We start from the raw sequence: 15500 nt of genomic DNA, 5'->3' as shown, positions 1-15500 counted from the left end.
GAGCTTTTTTGTTTATAGTGTATCTATTTTTAACGCAATACAACAGTAGATCGTCCCATGATTGCATTATCTTCATATAATAAAACCGTATAGGCCCCTTTAGAGAATCCTTCTTCTGCTGCCCAATAGACGATATAGTCTTCACCTTTGTTGGTAAATAAAATATTGTGTTTAAAAGTATATTGTAATTTCTCGCCATGTACATAGAAAATATTATCACCTTGCACGACCAGATTTCCCTGTGGATCGATAATTCTAACATATATATCACGTTCTCCACTTTTAGCCAACGGATTATCAGCAATGGTAAAGTTGATTTTTAACTTATCGATTTTTTTAGCACGTTCTTCTACAAATTCCTTTCCATTCTTTTTGACTTCAAGGCCATTTATACTGATGCTTGAAACCTTTAATGCTGAAGCAGTCGCAACCTTCTCTTTCAGATCCGAATTTGATGTAACTAATGAAGTAATCTGTTTTTCTTTTTCGACAACAGATTCGTTCAAGTTGGAGTTTTGTTTCGATAAAATCTGATTTTCCTGAATCAGCCGTTGCACATTGACACGATAAGTATCCACCTGCTTCTTAAGCTGATTGATCTTGTGCTGTGCTTCATCGATATCTTTTGCTGTAATACTCTTATTTTCAAGTTTTTTACGAAGCTCTGCGATCTCAGCTCTAGAATCATCCTTCTGCACGGACATCTCTGGAGTCAATTGAACATTTTCTACATCAATTTTATCCAATTCAGCTTCAATACGATCGATTTGTACCTGCAAATTTTCTTTTTCTACTGTAAGTGTATAGACCTTTTCACCATTAGTCTTAAACTTGACATAAAAATATATATTCGTTGCAAGTAATGCTGCTATCGCAATGATAAAGAAGTAAATCTTCGAAGAATCTTTCTTCTTCTCTTCTTCTTTCTTACTCGAAACAACTTCTGAATTTATCATAATATACTGTCATATTCATAGGTATAAATCTATAAATTTATACTATTGAATGTTTAAACAAAAATTATTCCAGTTTTATTTTTTATTACCAATTATGAATTATTCAAAATAATTCAAGGTCTCAAATCCGCCTTGTTTTAAGTATTCTTCCTTTCTCATCAGGTGAAGATCGGATTGTACCATATCTGTTACCAACATCTGAAGATCATATTTTGGCGTCCATCCAAGTTTTGTATTTGCTTTAGTCGGATCACCAATTAGTAAATCGACTTCAGTTGGCCTATAATATGCTGGATCAACTTTGACAACAGTCTGACCAAATTTAATCAGCGATTTATCAATATTTAACTGGGCTAGGCGCTCCTCGTCAATATCGATAATTACCCCCTTCTCCTGCTCTCCCTTTCCACTGAACTCAATCTCAATTCCCAATTCTGCAAAAGCCATGCGAACAAAGTCCCTTACAGTTGTTGTCACACCTGTAGCAATCACAAAATCTTCAGCGGTTTCTTGTTGTAGAATCAACCACATTGCTTCTACATAATCTTTAGCATGCCCCCAATCGCGTTGTGCCGACAGATTACCAAGATATAATTTATCCTGAAGTCCTAGCGCAATTTTTGCTACAGCCCTGGTGATTTTACGTGTCACAAAAGTCTCTCCCCTTACAGGGCTCTCGTGATTGAATAAAATTCCATTACAAGCATACATCTTATAGGCTTCACGATAATTGACAGTAATCCAATAACCGTACATTTTTGCTACAGCATAAGGACTTCGCGGATAAAAAGGTGTCGTTTCACTTTGTGGAACCGCTTGCACCAATCCATAAAGCTCGGAAGTAGAAGCCTGATAGATACGGGTTTTCTCAATCATTCCCAATAATCTGACTGCTTCAAGAATCCGCAATGTACCGATACCATCGGCATTTGCAGTATATTCCGGCGTATCAAAACTAACTTTTACATGAGATTGCGCCGCAAGGTTGTAAATCTCGTCAGGCTGTGTTTCCTGTATAATACGGATTAAGTTGGTTGAATCCGTCAAATCACCAAAATGCAATGTGAAATTTCTATTGTCAAGATGGGGATCTTGATAAAGATGATCAATACGATCTGTATTGAATAAAGAACTGCGACGCTTTAAACCGTGTACTTTGTAACCTTTCTTCAATAGGAATTCCGCTAGATAGGCACCATCTTGTCCTGTTATACCTGTTATTAAAGCAGTTTTCGTGTTTTGTTCAGCCATGTTTCTCTCTAGATTAAGCAATACCTGACGAAATCGTTAGGTATATATCCCATTTTCATACTTAAAATAAGCTTATCCGCCCACAAGATTATCATGCATAGTTGGCTTTTTCACTGTATCGGTAAATTCCGCAGCCTATGACACGAATAAATCATAATGAATTGGGAGTGTAAAAGTATTAAATTTTAAACAAAAAAAGCCATAGGAATTCCTATAGCTTTCTGTTATTCTTCTTTTATCGTTTACGTTTAGTTCGAACGCGTAAAATTAAACACTAAATAGGCTTCTCCGTTAGCAACAGTCAATGGCATACGCATAACTAATTTATTCCCATCCGAATAAGATAAATCCAAACGGTAACCTGTTGTTACGTTCTTCGCTTTATCGCCTGCATAAATCTTTTTAAATTGAAACTGAGGTTCTCCTAAGCCTTTTCCAGGATTATAGATAGACCAAAAGATCTCACGTGATGCACCCGGAGCACATAAAGTTCCTTGCGCATTAAAAGTAATAGATCCTTTACCATTTCCAATAAAATTCCATGTACTACCTACGAAACATTCTGCAGGAGCTTCTTCAAATACACTTTTAATCGTGAATGAAGAAGGTAAATTCTCTCTATCGATTGTATTCAACGTCCATGTACCTTTTACAGCGGATTTCCAATCCGAAGCGCTTGGACCAGAAGCTGCACTCGTGTTGGAAGAAGGATTTCCAGTTGATGTACCTTGCTTCTGTGCTCCACAAGAAAATAAGGTCACCGTAGCAAAAATAGTTGCTAATGATAAAACGAATCGATTCATATCTATAAATTTTAATTTCAAATTGTATTTTTGGGGTAAATTAATCCACAAAACATGAAAATTACAGCCAAAAATCATACCATAAGCAAAATAATCGCAAAAACGCTGTTAAGGTTATTTATCATTTTATTGGCCTTTGCTTCTTATCCGCTTTTTTTAGGACAGGAAGCAAAAAGCAAATTGAATCAAATCAGCCTTGCTTTTACGAACAAGATAGCTCTCATCGCTCCTATCTTGTTATTTTGCTTCATCATTGGATTAATGATCGCTGTGCTCAAGCACAAATATAACAGAATTGACCTAAATTGGCTATTTTCTCTTGCTACTATCTTTGGTATTTTATATTTGATATTATTGTATTCAAGAATTTACCCAACGATTGCTTAAGCCCAATTGCACAATTCGCCAAAGTTTCTAACTTTGGATTCTCCAAAACGCTAATTACAGCCGAACAAGATTGGATGTATAATTTATATGGATAAAAAAAAGGGGCTCAAAATAGCCAAAAATATAGCAAAGATTGTCGTTACTGTAGGAGCCTTATACTGGGTATTTAGCAAGGTATCGCTAAAGGATCTGAAAGAAGCCGTCATCAACTCCAATCCTCTCTATCTATTCTTTGCTTTAGTTGCTTATAGTATCTCAATTTTTATTTCTTCTTCGCGCTTATTGACTTTTTTAAAGGCAATCGGTTTAGATGTTACGGAAAAATATAATTTAAAACTGTATCAACTTGGCCTATTTTACAACCTCATTTTACCAGGCGGTGTTGGCGGAGATGGTTATAAAATATTCTTCCTCAGGAAACGATTCAATATTAAAGGACGAAAATTATTTACGGCCTTATTTTTAGATAGATTAAGTGGATTATGGGCACTGTGCCTCATCATTGCAGCGCTAGTTACTTATATGCCACAACTCGGAATTCCAAACTATCTGACCGTTATTCTATTTATAATAGGGAGCGTTCTCTATTACTTTATCGTAACCAAGTTCTTTAAAGAATACAAGGCTACATTTTTAATAGCCCATTTAAAAGCAATCGGTGTGCAATCCATGCAAGTTATTGCAGCAATTCTTATCCTTTATGCACTAGGATTTAGCGGCAAATTTTCTCCTTACCTATTTTTATTCCTTGCATCTTCTCTTGTTTCGATCATTCCGTTTTCAGTGGGTGGTTTAGGGATGCGTGAGCTTGTGATCATGTGGGGAGCGGGCATATTCCACGTCGACTCACACAATGCGGTTTTAATCACCTTGTTATTTTATATTATTTCCGCTCTCGTCGCGCTTTCAGGAATTTATTTTATCTTTCATCCGCAAGCAATTGGAGAGGACAAATTACCTTCCGCAGAAGAAGTTGAACAAAGTCAAAAACTAGAAGAATAAACATGGCAAATATTATTATTACAGGTGCAAGCAGTGGTGTTGGATTTGAAGCGGTGTTGGATTTGACCTCTAAAAAGGACAACAAAGTCATTGCTTTGGCTAGATCAGCAGACAAACTGAGAAAACTTCATGAAATTGCAGGTCAGCTCAACTATGATGGCGGCACCTTATACCCGGCTCAATTTGATATTGTCTACGATGACTATACTACACTTGTTCCCTTCATCCAATCTAAATTTGATAAGGTTGATATCTTGATAAACAATGCTGGAGCACTCATCAATAAGCCATTTATGGAAACTGATGGAAAGGATTTTGCTGAAATGCTACAAACCAATGTAATGGGACATGTAAATATGATACAAAACGTTGTTCCCATGATGCCATCAGGCTCACATATTGTCAATATTGGCAGTATGGGGGGATTTCAGGGATCATTGAAGTTTCCCGGACTTTCGGCATATTCAACCAGCAAAGCCGCATTAGCAGTGCTTACAGAATGCTTAGCGGAGGAGTTTAAGGAAAAAGGAATCAAAGTGAACTGTCTAGCCTTAGGATCTGCTCAGACCGAAATGTTCGAGGCTGCTTTTCCGGGTGTTGAAGCGGGTACTTTAGCCTTTGAAATGGGACGCTATATTGCAGAGTTCGCTCAAAATGGACATCACTATTTCAATGGGAAAATACTTCCTGTAGCCAATACAACACCTTAATTGGAAAGCCCTTCAAAAAAATATCCCTTGATCTAATATAGTCAGGTTGGTGTAATATAGTCAGGGCCATTTAATAGAACATTAAATGGCCCTGATCTTTTACCCCTATTTGATCCGGAAAGAAATACTAAAACTCGCGGCCTTCAGTTCATTAAATCAATTTGTCTTCAATTTAAGCCATTTTGTAAGGTCATCCATCAATTGTTCATTAAAACTCTCTGAGTTTTCAAAATATTCTTCGATTTTTCCAGTTTGCGCATGCTGAAAAAGGTGATTCAAATTGGGATAATCCTTAATGGTGAGGTCAGTAGTCTTTAAGTGCAGGTGTTGGAGACAATAAATGTTTTCATTTGCAGGAACTTGGACGTCCTTTCCGCCAAATGAAGCAAAAACCGGTATTTTTAGCTGCTTCAGATAATAAGCCGGATCGATACGAAGAAATGTTCTAAACCAGGGGCTCATCATTGGACTGAGTTTAATTTTCATATCAGCAGTCAGGGGATTACCGTTATTTTGCTGAATAAGTTCTTTTTCCAACGATTCGGCCAATGCCTTTGGTGGCGCATCTTCCAATAGAATAGTATACAATCTTCGATTATTTGCTTTATTGATCTGTAATGCTGCTTCAGATAATCCGCCCGCTTTTCCTAAAGCATAACTCTGTAAGATCAGTAAAGAATCTCCTTTGATCACTGGGCCAGACAAAAGTGCAATATACTTTACCTTACTGTTCTCGGATGCCACTATTTCGGCAATTAGGGCTCCCTCACTATGCCCGATCATTCCGATTTTATCCACATCTACTATAGCTTTTTTGCTGAGAAAATCAACTGCAGCATTGGCATCAGAGGCAAAATCAATTGTTGTCGCTAAATTAACTTCTCCTTTAGAGCCGCCTACCCCTCGATCATCGTAACGTAATACAGCAAAACCGTTTTTGGTAAGATGATCTGCAAGCACCTTAAATGGCCTGTGACCAAACACTTCAGAATCCCTATTCTGCTGACCGCTACCGTTGACCAACACCAATGCGGGGAATGGTCCACCATTTTTAGGATAAGTCAGAGCGCCCGTAAGAACTGCATTGCCGGCACTATTTTTAAACGAAACTTCCTCTTCCGTATAGCTATAAGGAGGAAAAACATCCTGCTTACGAGAAAGCCCACTCTGTTCATTCTCGCTTCGTACTAAAATCATAGCAGATTCAAAGGGGCCTTGTTTCATCACCCCTTTCATAACATCTTTATCCCGATCCAAAAAGCCCGCATACAGAAGACCTATATTCTTAACATCCATCCAAATGGAATCGTGTTGAATACGTATTTGATTGATTGGAAATTTCTGCGCTGTTTGCATTGGACTCTCAAAGGTACCATTCCACTTCCCTGCACTATCTTTTTGGATATTGAATACCAGTAGCAGCTTCTGCCCTGAAACCTCAACCTCGCCCTTCCATGAGCCATCAAATGTCTGCGCATGGGTACATGAAAAATGAAAACAAATGATAAATAGGTATAAAATTTTTCTCATTGTCGTTTTTTACTAGAAATTAAACTGTATGCATAAATCCAATATAAAATATAATGCCACAAATACCATACTGATTCCAATCTTCTTATTATTAACGGCTACATTCATACCCTTAACCAATAAATAGAACTGATAGCATAGCAATAACAAACTGATGATTCCAAACATGCCAAACAAGAGCATCTCCGTTTTATCAACTCCAACCAATGTATGATCGTCGCTTTGCACTGCCTTTAAGACTTCATCCGTAAATTTGTCCTGGTTTAACAATTTCCCTAAAAATAAGGCAAGATAGAGCGGAAATGGTATAATCAGAACGACATTTATGACATCGATGATTCTGGTCTTTCTGTTCAATAACATCCCAGTACCGTAAAGAAGTGTAAAAGGAGCCAAAACCATACAGGCATGAACGCCCAATACAGCCCATATCGAAATCACCCTATCCGGTTGATAGAAATGCATAAAACCATTGAACTGCTGGCCCGATAAATAAATAACATAGCTTGATAACAAAAATCCGATAACACCAGCAAAGAATAACTTCCACTCTGGGAATTCCGCAAATGGATTCTGAAAAATCTGTTTAACTTTCATTTTTTAAGAATTGAGATAAGTTCAGCTGTTCAATCGCAGCCGGATTTTGGGTTCCAATAAGTAATATCTTACCAGTTTCCAATGTAAGTTGCAACCCCATATTACCACGAGCTGAAAAAGCCAGACCTCTCACCCCCCTCCTCAATCCCCATCCACCAAACTCACCGATCGGGTTATAGTTTCGTACCTGAATAGCACGGATATCTGCCCAAAGCGTCCTTTTACGATAGAAATTAAATGGGAAAAAATAGACTTCAATTCCATCTTCACGAATAATAGTTTTTAATCGTAGTATGCCAAATAACCCCCACAATACCAAATTGATCCAAAATCCTGGTAATTGAAATAATGGAACAAAATCCAACTGCAAGATATCATGCCAGTGCACAGAAAAACTGGCTACACTGACCGTTAAAAGGATCAAACATAATAACCAGCTAAAAAAAGATTGGCTTTCGGTAAAAAGCGTATTATTTTTCATCATGACATCATTCTTTGTTCATCAATCATTCGATTTCCCTCGCCACTAAATATTTCTATTTCTGCCAACACTATTTTTATTCATAAGAGCTTTCATTTTTTGAATCAGATCATCCAGGATATTACGAACTGTCGGATAGGATTTTCCCATTTGGTTTGCCATTTCCTTTAAACTTCCTGAGTGTATCAAAAAATTCAGAACAAATTCTTGCTCCTCAACAGTAAGTTGCATTAACACGGGTAATGAAAACTTTCCAACAACTTCGGTTTCACAGGAGTCACACACCAATTTAGCGACTTTTAACTTCGCTTCACAACAAGGGCAATCAACCGGTATTTTTTTCATTAAATAATAACTATATTAATATTATTAAATATAACATTAATAATATTAAAACAAAACACTATAAAATCAATATTTTTTAAAAACCACTGCTTAATGATATATTTGTATCATTAAATAACATTTATGAAGAAGTTTTTAGGCTATTTCCTATCTATAATATTTTGGCTTTGTTTTGGTTTATCCTTGATTATCTTCCACCCTATACAGTGGTTATGTTTAAAGCTGGGTGGATATAATGCACACAAAAAGAGTGTGGATATATTAAATGCCTGTCTCGTTGCCTGCTATTACACCCTATTCAATCGGGTGACGTTTATCGACAATAAAAATATTCCAACAGGGCAACCCATAGTCTTTGTAGCCAATCACCAAAGCACCTTTGATATTCCGCCAATGATCTATTTTTTACGCAGGTTTCATGGAAAATTTATTTCTAAAATTGAACTTGCCAGCGGTATACCTAGCATCTCCTTTAACTTAAAACATGGTGGTGCCGCAAATATAGATCGCAATGACCCCAAACAGTCTATTGCTGAGATATTGAAGCTTGCGAATAATATGAAAACCAAAAACTGGTCCGCGTTTATTTTTCCAGAGGGAACAAGATCGAAAACCGGAAAAATGAAGGCCTTTCATGTTGGCGGAATTGCCACATTACTAAAGAAGAATCCGAACGCACTCGTTGTTCCTATCGCCATCACAGGATCATATGAAATGGTACAATATGGGATGTATCCATTAACCCCATTTCTTCATATGACCTGGGAGGTTCTAAATCCTTTGGATACGGAGGGCAAGAATATTGAAGAGATCGTTAAATTAGCTGAGGAAGCTATAAAACTAAAGGTCGAAAAATTGCAGTAAGCTACTTGACCTGCCTCCCTTTCCAGTCATACTTCCCAACGTTACCCAATATGCCGATATAAGCTAGATAAAGGATATGAGCCAGGCTTAATAAAGGAAGATACCATAAGAGTTCATTTCTGCTTGCGAACCTGGTTAAAGGTTGAATAAAAAGAAATTCGACAGTCATCTTCAATAACAACGCGAACAGTACTACCCAAGCAACAAATTTCACACCACAGAGCGCAAGAACTGCAGCAACCAATATCAATAAGTTGAAAAACCAAATGGAAATCCCCAATGCGATGACACCTTTATTTTTATATTTGGTACTTTTTGAAGCCCAGCGTCTACGCTGACTAATGAATGATTTCAAATCTGGTTTTGCATCTGTATAAACAACGGCATCTTGTGATTTACAAAAGATTATACGATCGGGATATTGTTCTGCTACCTTATGTAAAAAAAGTTCATCATCTCCGGATGCAAGCTCATCAATCCCTTTAAATCCGCCCATTTGTTTAAAAATATCCTTTCGATAGGCCAAATTCGCTCCATTACAGGTCGTTGGTTTTTTATTACCAATACCTGCAGCGCCCAAACCTATCAAATACAAAAATTCCAGGGTCTGCAGTCGTTCAAAAAAACTCTTTTCTTCTGAATACACTACTGGAGAAGATTGTAGATAGGCACCTTCTTTCTCAAATGAACTGATAACTGTCTTTAGCCAGTTCGACCCCATGCGGCAGTCAGCATCTGTAGTGATAATAATTTCGCCATGACAGCAATCTATCGCTCTTGAAATTGCTAATTTCTTGTAGGAATTCAAACGGCCATTTTCGTTCAATTGAATCAGCTTGACACCTTTTTCTTCATATTCTTTCACAATCAAAGACGTACTATCGTCCGAATGGTCATCGATAATAATTAACTCCAGGAGCTCTCTAGGATAATTTTGCCCTAGTATCGATTCAATGGTGCGCCTAATATTTAACTCCTCATTCCGCGCTGCGATAATGACAGATACAGTCATTGTTGGCCTAACAGTATTGTTAGGCTCCGAAAGCAAGAACCAGCCTCTGCGCATCCATAAAACTAGAATTACGTATACGCAGGCAAAAATGATCAATAAATAGTTAAGAATTTGTATCACCGAAAAAATTTATCTTAAAAACAAAAATAGAACCAAATATAGCTGGAAGAATCAAATTGACGAACCAAATACAGGAAACAATAGCCATTACAGCAATTTCCTGTGTGGTAATATAACTATATAGATTGCTTGCAACGAAACTTCTAACACTGAAATCAAAAATATCCAATGTAGGTAGCGCTGCCTGCACAAAAAATAGGATAAAAATCATCAGAACCATGGATAAAAGCGGTAACTCAGGTAGCGTTAGCTTCATCAAGATGATATACTGAGAAGTAAAAATGACAAATCGCGCCAAAGAATTTAAAAGAACAATACGGAGCTCGCGCATTGAATAGTGTTCCAATACTTCAAAGAAAGGCTTAATCCGTTTCAAAAACTTAATTTTGCCGACCAATAAATCGATCCATTTTACATTGAAATATAAGATGACAAATCCTCCGGCATAAATAATTGCAAGTAGCCATACACCAAATTGTACGGTTAAAGGAGTTGAGAGAAATTTACAGATAAACCAAGCGATACTTAATGATCCCGCAACGCTTGTGAGCACCAATTGTGCAAATAATCCAACGCCCATCGCCACGGCTCCTTTTGCCCGATGTTGAGGCTGTAAAAAAAGAACGCGTCCACCATACTCTCCAATCCTATTGGGAGTAAAAATAGCCCAGGTAAGTCCGCAAAAAACGGATTGGAAGGCCTGCCAAAATGAAATACGTTCCAGTTTAGAGGCAAGATACTGCCATTTAACGACTTCAAGCAACCAATTTACAAGCATTAACACCACGATCAAAACCAGGGTCCAAACAACAGAATGTTGTTCTAAACCTGCTACTAGGGTTTTAAACTTCGCAATATTACTTTTATCAGATACTTTCACGGCAATATACCAGGTCGCCAGGGCGAAAACCAGCATCTTCAATAAAAGACTGATGTATTTTTTTTGTCTTCCAGTCAACTTTCGATAATTAGAGAGCAATGTTACTAAATTTTAGCCAAATGATTAAGTTTTGTCGAATGCAATCCGCGAATAAAACGCAAAATTTGTAATATTGTATATGCAGAAGGAAAAGGCGAAAGAAAGAATAATTTTAGGGATCGACCCCGGTACCGTTGTACTGGGATATGGCATCATCAAAGAAGTTGGCAATAACATATCCTTGATCTCAATGGGGGTCATCAAAATGGGACATTTAGACGATCATGCTCTAAAACTACAACGTATTTTCAAAAAAACTTCGGCTTTAATGCAGGAATATAATCCCGACTGCGTAGCCCTTGAATCACCATTTTATGGCAAAAACATACAGGTCATGCTCAAACTAGGGCGAGCTCAAGGTGTTGCTATGGCGGCGGCGCTGGCGCAAGATATTCCGATCTTTGAATATTCTCCAAGAAAGATAAAACAATCCGTTACAGGAAATGGAAATGCGACAAAGGAGCAGGTTTCCGCTATGCTAAAAAATCTATTAAAATTTGAGGAAACACCACAATTTTTAGATGCCACCGACGGATTGGCAATTGCTGTCTGCCACTCGTTTCAGAAAAATGCAGTATCAGGCAACAGTAAGTCGTACACGGGATGGTCCGCCTTTATCAAAGATAACAAGGATCGAATCAAGTAATCACATTTGCACCTGACGAATCACATTCTTCACATTCAATTCCACAATATCCGTCATCGTTTTACACTTGAGGTAGGAGTTGTTCTGATAAAATTCAGCATAGCCCTCACGTAACTGTTTGATATTCTCCTGGGTCGAGAGCACCTGCGTTTGCGAGGCATCCCTCAGATCAGCGATCCGATGTCTTTCGCTTCGAACTCTATGCACAATAGAGGAACGCTCCTCTTGTTGGTATTGCAGTACTGTTTTTTCATTGAGATGTTCCATCGCCAGTTTGACATAGGGAAGATTCTCCTTAAAAAATTGCGGCATATATACCTTCGGATTTCCTTCATAAAACTGCTGGTCAAAATCTATTGCCCGAATTCGAAACTGGAAATCATCAAAATCTGGTGTAATCTGCATCACGAAATTGTATGCCCGCATATCCCCCAACAACGTAATAATACATCGCTCATTAAACTTGACAAATTCTTTGGAAATCCGGGTCAGATTATAATCAGGCGAGAACATACGTGTTTTCGAAAAAGTGTCTCCCGGAATTCCAACAATATGTTCCTCAACCAAGGTATCATGGTCTACCATATAATTCACCTGATTGGGCGACAATATTTCTTCCAACTCCAGTCCATATATTCTTGATGCATCGGCCTGCTTGATGTAAAAATAATCATACACATCATTTAAACGGTTCACGATACGAATACGAAAGGGTTTCGTATTGCCAAAGCCGCAGTACTCGACACGATCAATATATTTATGCTGGACGATTCGCGTATTACCTGATGCTTTCAATTTAGCATAAATCACCTTCAACCCGTCATATAATTGGTCAATGAGATATTGTGGATACAGTGGAGTCTCCCAAAAAGTATCGTTGCCAAATTTATCCATAACAGGTACTGTCTCCGTAAAATTCAGTAGATCCTTATATCCTATAGGCAATTTTTCATCTCGCTGATACAGCTTAAGGTATTTATGAAGTCCTTCCCCTACTTCAAAAATCGGCTTCTTTTTCGAAATCTTTACATCTTGAACTTCTTCCATCGCTATTCCGTATTTGATTTTTCGTTTACTCAAACATCACACGGTTGGCTACATTTTTAACCTAACAACCGCTAAATACGAACTGATTAGATTGTTAATAGGCCAACTGCATTTCCTACTTCTTAAAAAGGCAATACTAAATTAATTTATCATAATCCTGATTTCAAACATGAAAACAATCACTTAACCTATAATAAGATCACCATGAAACAATTATAATCACTTTCAATCAAAAACATATAACATTATCAATATGAATAAGTATTTTTTATTAAATTTACATCTATAAACCGAAAATTCTTAGTAATTTTGAAATAAATTTAATTACTTTAGCTATTGGTCCGATTTTGATGCAACGGCCAATTAATGAACACAAAAACCATTGTTAATGGAAAATCAATATGCAAACTATGATCTAGACAATTTGGATATCCAAATCTTGTCTATTCTAATGAACGATGCCTCTATTCCTTATACAGAAATAGCAAAAAAGCTAATTGTATCAGGTGGTACAATTCACGTTAGAATGAAGAAGATGGAAGAATTAGGTATCATTAGAGGGTCAAATCTAATTATCAATCCTCAAAAAGTCGGATTTGATATCACGGCCTTTTTGGGTATCTATCTTGAAAAAGGTTCACAATATGCAGATGCGGTAGATAAATTGAAAGAAATCAAAGAAGTGGTCGAATTACATTATTGTACTGGCCAATACAGTATTTTTGCAAAAATCATCTGTAGAGATACAGTTCACCTCAGAAAAGTATTGAATGAAGATATTCAATCCGTACCTGGGATTCAACGTACCGAGACGATCATCTCTCTCGAAGAGAGTATCAAACGTCAAATCAGCTTAGTCTAGTATAAAAAAAGCTTCCATAAAAATGGAAGCTTTTTTTATACTATCTGTTCTAACATTTCGATATAGAGATCGATCCCTGCTCTAATTTCATCGATATAGATAAACTCATCCGCCATATGTGACCGAGCGCTATCACCAGGCCCCAACTTCAGAGAAGGGACAGGAATAAGAGCCTGATCGCTCATCGTCGGCGATCCATATACCTTACGCCCCAGGACAACACCTGCTTTGACAATTGGATGCGTTTCAGGAATAGAAGAAGACTTCAGACGCGTCGATCTCGCTGTGACCTCTGATTTTACATGAGACTTGATAATATCCAACGTCTCTTCATTCGAATAAGCATCTGTGGTTCTGACATCGACAACAAAGTTACAAGTAGCCGGTATCACATTATGTTGTGATCCCGCCTGAATTACGGTTACCGACATCTTAATCGGGCCTAAGGTTGACGAAGTCCTTTCAAACGTATAATTTTGAAACCATTCAATATCCCTAATCGCTTTGTAGATTGCATTATCGCCCTCATTACGTGCGGCATGTCCAGCTGTCCCTAATGCTGTACAATCCAACACCATCAGTCCCTTTTCTGCAATTGCCAAATCCAATAAGGTAGGTTCACCCACAATTGCAAAATCAATTGAACCGATATCATCCAAAACAGATTCTACACCGTTCTTACCTGAGATCTCTTCTTCGGCACTAGCGACAAGACAGAAGTTATACTTCAAGTCCGTATGCTGGTAAAAATACAAAAATGTAGCTATCAATGATACCAAACAGCCTCCGGCATCGTTGCTCCCCAATCCGTACAATTTACCTTCCTCTACAGTCGCCGCGAAAGGATCTCTTGTATAACCTGTATTTGGTTTTACTGTATCGTGATGGGAGTTGAGTAATATCGTAGGTCTGGTGCTATCATAATGAGCGTTATATACCCAGACATTATTGCCTTTTCGATGTGTTTTGATATCACGCTCCTGAAAGAAGCGAACAATTAAATCCGCTGTGAACTCTTCCTCTTTACTTAAAGACGATAGTCCAATTAATTGTTTTAAAAGGGCCAAAGCATCTTCAAATAAGCCCTGCTTATCCTTCATGGTATAGTCCTCCTGCTTTATCCGCAGATAGTTTAATTCCTTTTATAAAAGCAGAACTAAAACCATTATGTTCCATTTCGTTCAATCCCGCTATTGTACAGCCCTTCGGTGATGTTACCTTATCAATCTCTCCTTCTGGATGAGCATTGGTGTGCAATAACAAATCAGCAGCGCCTTTTGCAGTTTGAACCGCCATCTTTAATGCATCATGCGCATGAAATCCGATTTCAACTCCACCTTGTGAAGCAGCACGAATCGCACGTAGGAAGAATGCGATACCGCAAGCACACAACGCTGTTGCCGATGTCATCAGGTCTTCATTAATTACAACCACTGAACCAACAGTTTCAAACATCTTCTCAACCTCTTTCAAACTATCCTCTGAAGCATTGTCACTGGCAATACACGTCATTGATTGCGCTATTGCAATTGCCGTATTGGGCATTGCTCGTATCACTGTGGCATCTGCCCCCAACTCTGCTTTTAAATCGGCACAAGAAACTCCCGACACAATAGAGACAAAAATCTGATTGGTCTTTTCAATTACAGGAGCCACTTCCACCAATACCTTTTTTAGTTGTTGAGGTAGGATTGCGAAAACAACAATATCAGCCCCCTTTACAGCGAGTTTATTATCATTACTTATTGAGAAGCCTTGGCGCGCTTCTTCGGCCAGTGCATTCAAATTTCTCCTCGTCAAGGTAATATCGGCAGCATGGGCAAATTCACTTTTTACAAGTCCTTTTGCCAAAGAAAGACCGATATTACCGCTTCCGATAATGGTGACCTTTTTCATAGCGATCGTTGG

At 37.9% G+C, this 15500-nt stretch carries 18 protein-coding genes; 6 read left to right on the top strand and 12 right to left on the bottom strand.

Features of this window, described 5'->3' with window-relative positions; translation table 11 throughout:
• Positions 1-29: 29 nt before the first annotated feature.
• The 3 genes from B4Z47_RS12120 to B4Z47_RS12110 all read right to left on the bottom strand — a co-directional run bounded on the left by B4Z47_RS12120 (position 30) and on the right by B4Z47_RS12110 (position 3010).
• On the bottom strand, positions 30-956 hold the full coding sequence (locus B4Z47_RS12120) for a hypothetical protein (RefSeq protein WP_088160102.1): 927 nt from the start codon (positions 954-956) through the stop codon (positions 30-32).
• A gap of 99 nt (positions 957-1055) precedes the next feature.
• Complete coding sequence (gmd, locus tag B4Z47_RS12115; RefSeq protein ID WP_046674906.1) at positions 1056-2207, bottom strand: GDP-mannose 4,6-dehydratase; 1152 nt, start codon at positions 2205-2207, stop codon at positions 1056-1058.
• 248 nt (positions 2208-2455) lie between these two features.
• Positions 2456-3010, bottom strand: coding sequence for a lipocalin family protein (locus B4Z47_RS12110; protein ID WP_075994619.1), 555 nt, complete (start codon positions 3008-3010; stop codon positions 2456-2458).
• A gap of 54 nt (positions 3011-3064) precedes the next feature.
• Here B4Z47_RS12110 and B4Z47_RS12105 point away from each other — a divergent pair, with 54 nt between their 5' ends.
• From B4Z47_RS12105 to B4Z47_RS12095, 3 genes are all read left to right on the top strand, one after another.
• Positions 3065-3397 (top strand): hypothetical protein, encoded by a 333-nt coding sequence (locus B4Z47_RS12105; protein ID WP_046674904.1) that lies wholly within the window; start codon positions 3065-3067, stop codon positions 3395-3397.
• An 87-nt stretch (positions 3398-3484) separates the two neighbouring features.
• On the top strand, positions 3485-4399 hold the full coding sequence (locus B4Z47_RS12100) for a lysylphosphatidylglycerol synthase transmembrane domain-containing protein (RefSeq protein WP_070570365.1): 915 nt from the start codon (positions 3485-3487) through the stop codon (positions 4397-4399).
• A 2-nt stretch (positions 4400-4401) separates the two neighbouring features.
• Positions 4402-5109 carry an SDR family NAD(P)-dependent oxidoreductase gene (locus B4Z47_RS12095; RefSeq protein WP_070570367.1) on the top strand — a complete coding sequence of 236 codons (708 nt, stop codon included), beginning with the start codon at positions 4402-4404 and terminating at the stop codon, positions 5107-5109.
• 156 nt (positions 5110-5265) lie between these two features.
• Here the strand turns inward: B4Z47_RS12095 and B4Z47_RS12090 are convergent, their stop codons facing one another.
• The 4 genes from B4Z47_RS12090 to B4Z47_RS12075 are packed head-to-tail and all read right to left on the bottom strand — an operon-like array spanning position 5266 to position 8062.
• The gene (locus B4Z47_RS12090) at positions 5266-6639 is read right to left on the bottom strand and encodes an alpha/beta hydrolase family protein (RefSeq protein ID WP_112373911.1); all 1374 of its coding nucleotides are present in this window, start codon (positions 6637-6639) and stop codon (positions 5266-5268) included.
• A 12-nt stretch (positions 6640-6651) separates the two neighbouring features.
• The gene (locus B4Z47_RS12085) at positions 6652-7236 is read right to left on the bottom strand and encodes a hypothetical protein (RefSeq protein ID WP_070570371.1); all 585 of its coding nucleotides are present in this window, start codon (positions 7234-7236) and stop codon (positions 6652-6654) included.
• A complete protein-coding gene (locus B4Z47_RS12080; protein WP_139145106.1) occupies positions 7226-7720 on the bottom strand; it encodes a hypothetical protein in 495 nt (164 codons plus the stop codon). The genes B4Z47_RS12085 and B4Z47_RS12080 overlap by 11 nt, the downstream gene beginning before the upstream one ends.
• Positions 7721-7762: 42 nt before the next feature.
• Positions 7763-8062, bottom strand: a complete 300-nt coding sequence (locus tag B4Z47_RS12075; RefSeq protein ID WP_070570375.1) for a DUF2089 family protein — start codon at positions 8060-8062, stop codon at positions 7763-7765.
• A gap of 123 nt (positions 8063-8185) precedes the next feature.
• Here B4Z47_RS12075 and B4Z47_RS12070 point away from each other — a divergent pair, with 123 nt between their 5' ends.
• Positions 8186-8926 carry a lysophospholipid acyltransferase family protein gene (locus B4Z47_RS12070; RefSeq protein WP_070570377.1) on the top strand — a complete coding sequence of 247 codons (741 nt, stop codon included), beginning with the start codon at positions 8186-8188 and terminating at the stop codon, positions 8924-8926.
• A gap of 1 nt (position 8927) precedes the next feature.
• Here the strand turns inward: B4Z47_RS12070 and B4Z47_RS12065 are convergent, their stop codons facing one another.
• Together B4Z47_RS12065 and B4Z47_RS12060 are read right to left on the bottom strand one after the other, a co-directional pair.
• Complete coding sequence (locus B4Z47_RS12065) at positions 8928-10058, bottom strand: glycosyltransferase family 2 protein (RefSeq protein ID WP_070570379.1); 1131 nt, start codon at positions 10056-10058, stop codon at positions 8928-8930.
• Positions 10042-11016, bottom strand: coding sequence for a lysylphosphatidylglycerol synthase domain-containing protein (locus B4Z47_RS12060; protein ID WP_070570381.1), 975 nt, complete (start codon positions 11014-11016; stop codon positions 10042-10044). The genes B4Z47_RS12065 and B4Z47_RS12060 overlap by 17 nt, the downstream gene beginning before the upstream one ends.
• A 100-nt stretch (positions 11017-11116) precedes the next feature.
• On the opposite strand from B4Z47_RS12060, the gene ruvC reads away from it, so the two are divergent.
• Positions 11117-11683: a crossover junction endodeoxyribonuclease RuvC gene (ruvC, locus tag B4Z47_RS12055; RefSeq protein ID WP_046674896.1), complete on the top strand. Its 567-nt coding sequence runs from the start codon at positions 11117-11119 to the stop codon at positions 11681-11683.
• Here the strand turns inward: ruvC and B4Z47_RS12050 are convergent, their stop codons facing one another.
• Entirely contained in the window at positions 11684-12730 is a 1047-nt protein-coding gene (locus tag B4Z47_RS12050; RefSeq protein WP_046674895.1) for a hypothetical protein, read from the bottom strand.
• A gap of 388 nt (positions 12731-13118) precedes the next feature.
• Here B4Z47_RS12050 and B4Z47_RS12045 point away from each other — a divergent pair, with 388 nt between their 5' ends.
• Positions 13119-13592 (top strand): Lrp/AsnC ligand binding domain-containing protein, encoded by a 474-nt coding sequence (locus B4Z47_RS12045; RefSeq protein ID WP_046674894.1) that lies wholly within the window; start codon positions 13119-13121, stop codon positions 13590-13592.
• A gap of 35 nt (positions 13593-13627) precedes the next feature.
• On the opposite strand, the gene B4Z47_RS12040 is transcribed toward B4Z47_RS12045, so the two are convergent.
• Both B4Z47_RS12040 and proC read right to left on the bottom strand, forming a co-directional pair.
• Positions 13628-14692, bottom strand: a complete 1065-nt coding sequence (locus B4Z47_RS12040; protein ID WP_286727367.1) for a M20 family metallo-hydrolase — start codon at positions 14690-14692, stop codon at positions 13628-13630.
• Complete coding sequence (proC, locus tag B4Z47_RS12035; protein ID WP_070570386.1) at positions 14682-15488, bottom strand: pyrroline-5-carboxylate reductase; 807 nt, start codon at positions 15486-15488, stop codon at positions 14682-14684. The genes B4Z47_RS12040 and proC overlap by 11 nt, the downstream gene beginning before the upstream one ends.
• Between the last annotated feature and the right edge of the window lie 12 nt (positions 15489-15500).

Origin of the sequence: Sphingobacterium sp. UBA2610 (genome assembly GCF_002339225.1) — a bacterium.
Classification (GTDB): domain Bacteria; phylum Bacteroidota; class Bacteroidia; order Sphingobacteriales; family Sphingobacteriaceae; genus Sphingobacterium; species Sphingobacterium multivorum.
This window is presented reverse-complemented; position numbering and strand designations above follow the sequence as displayed.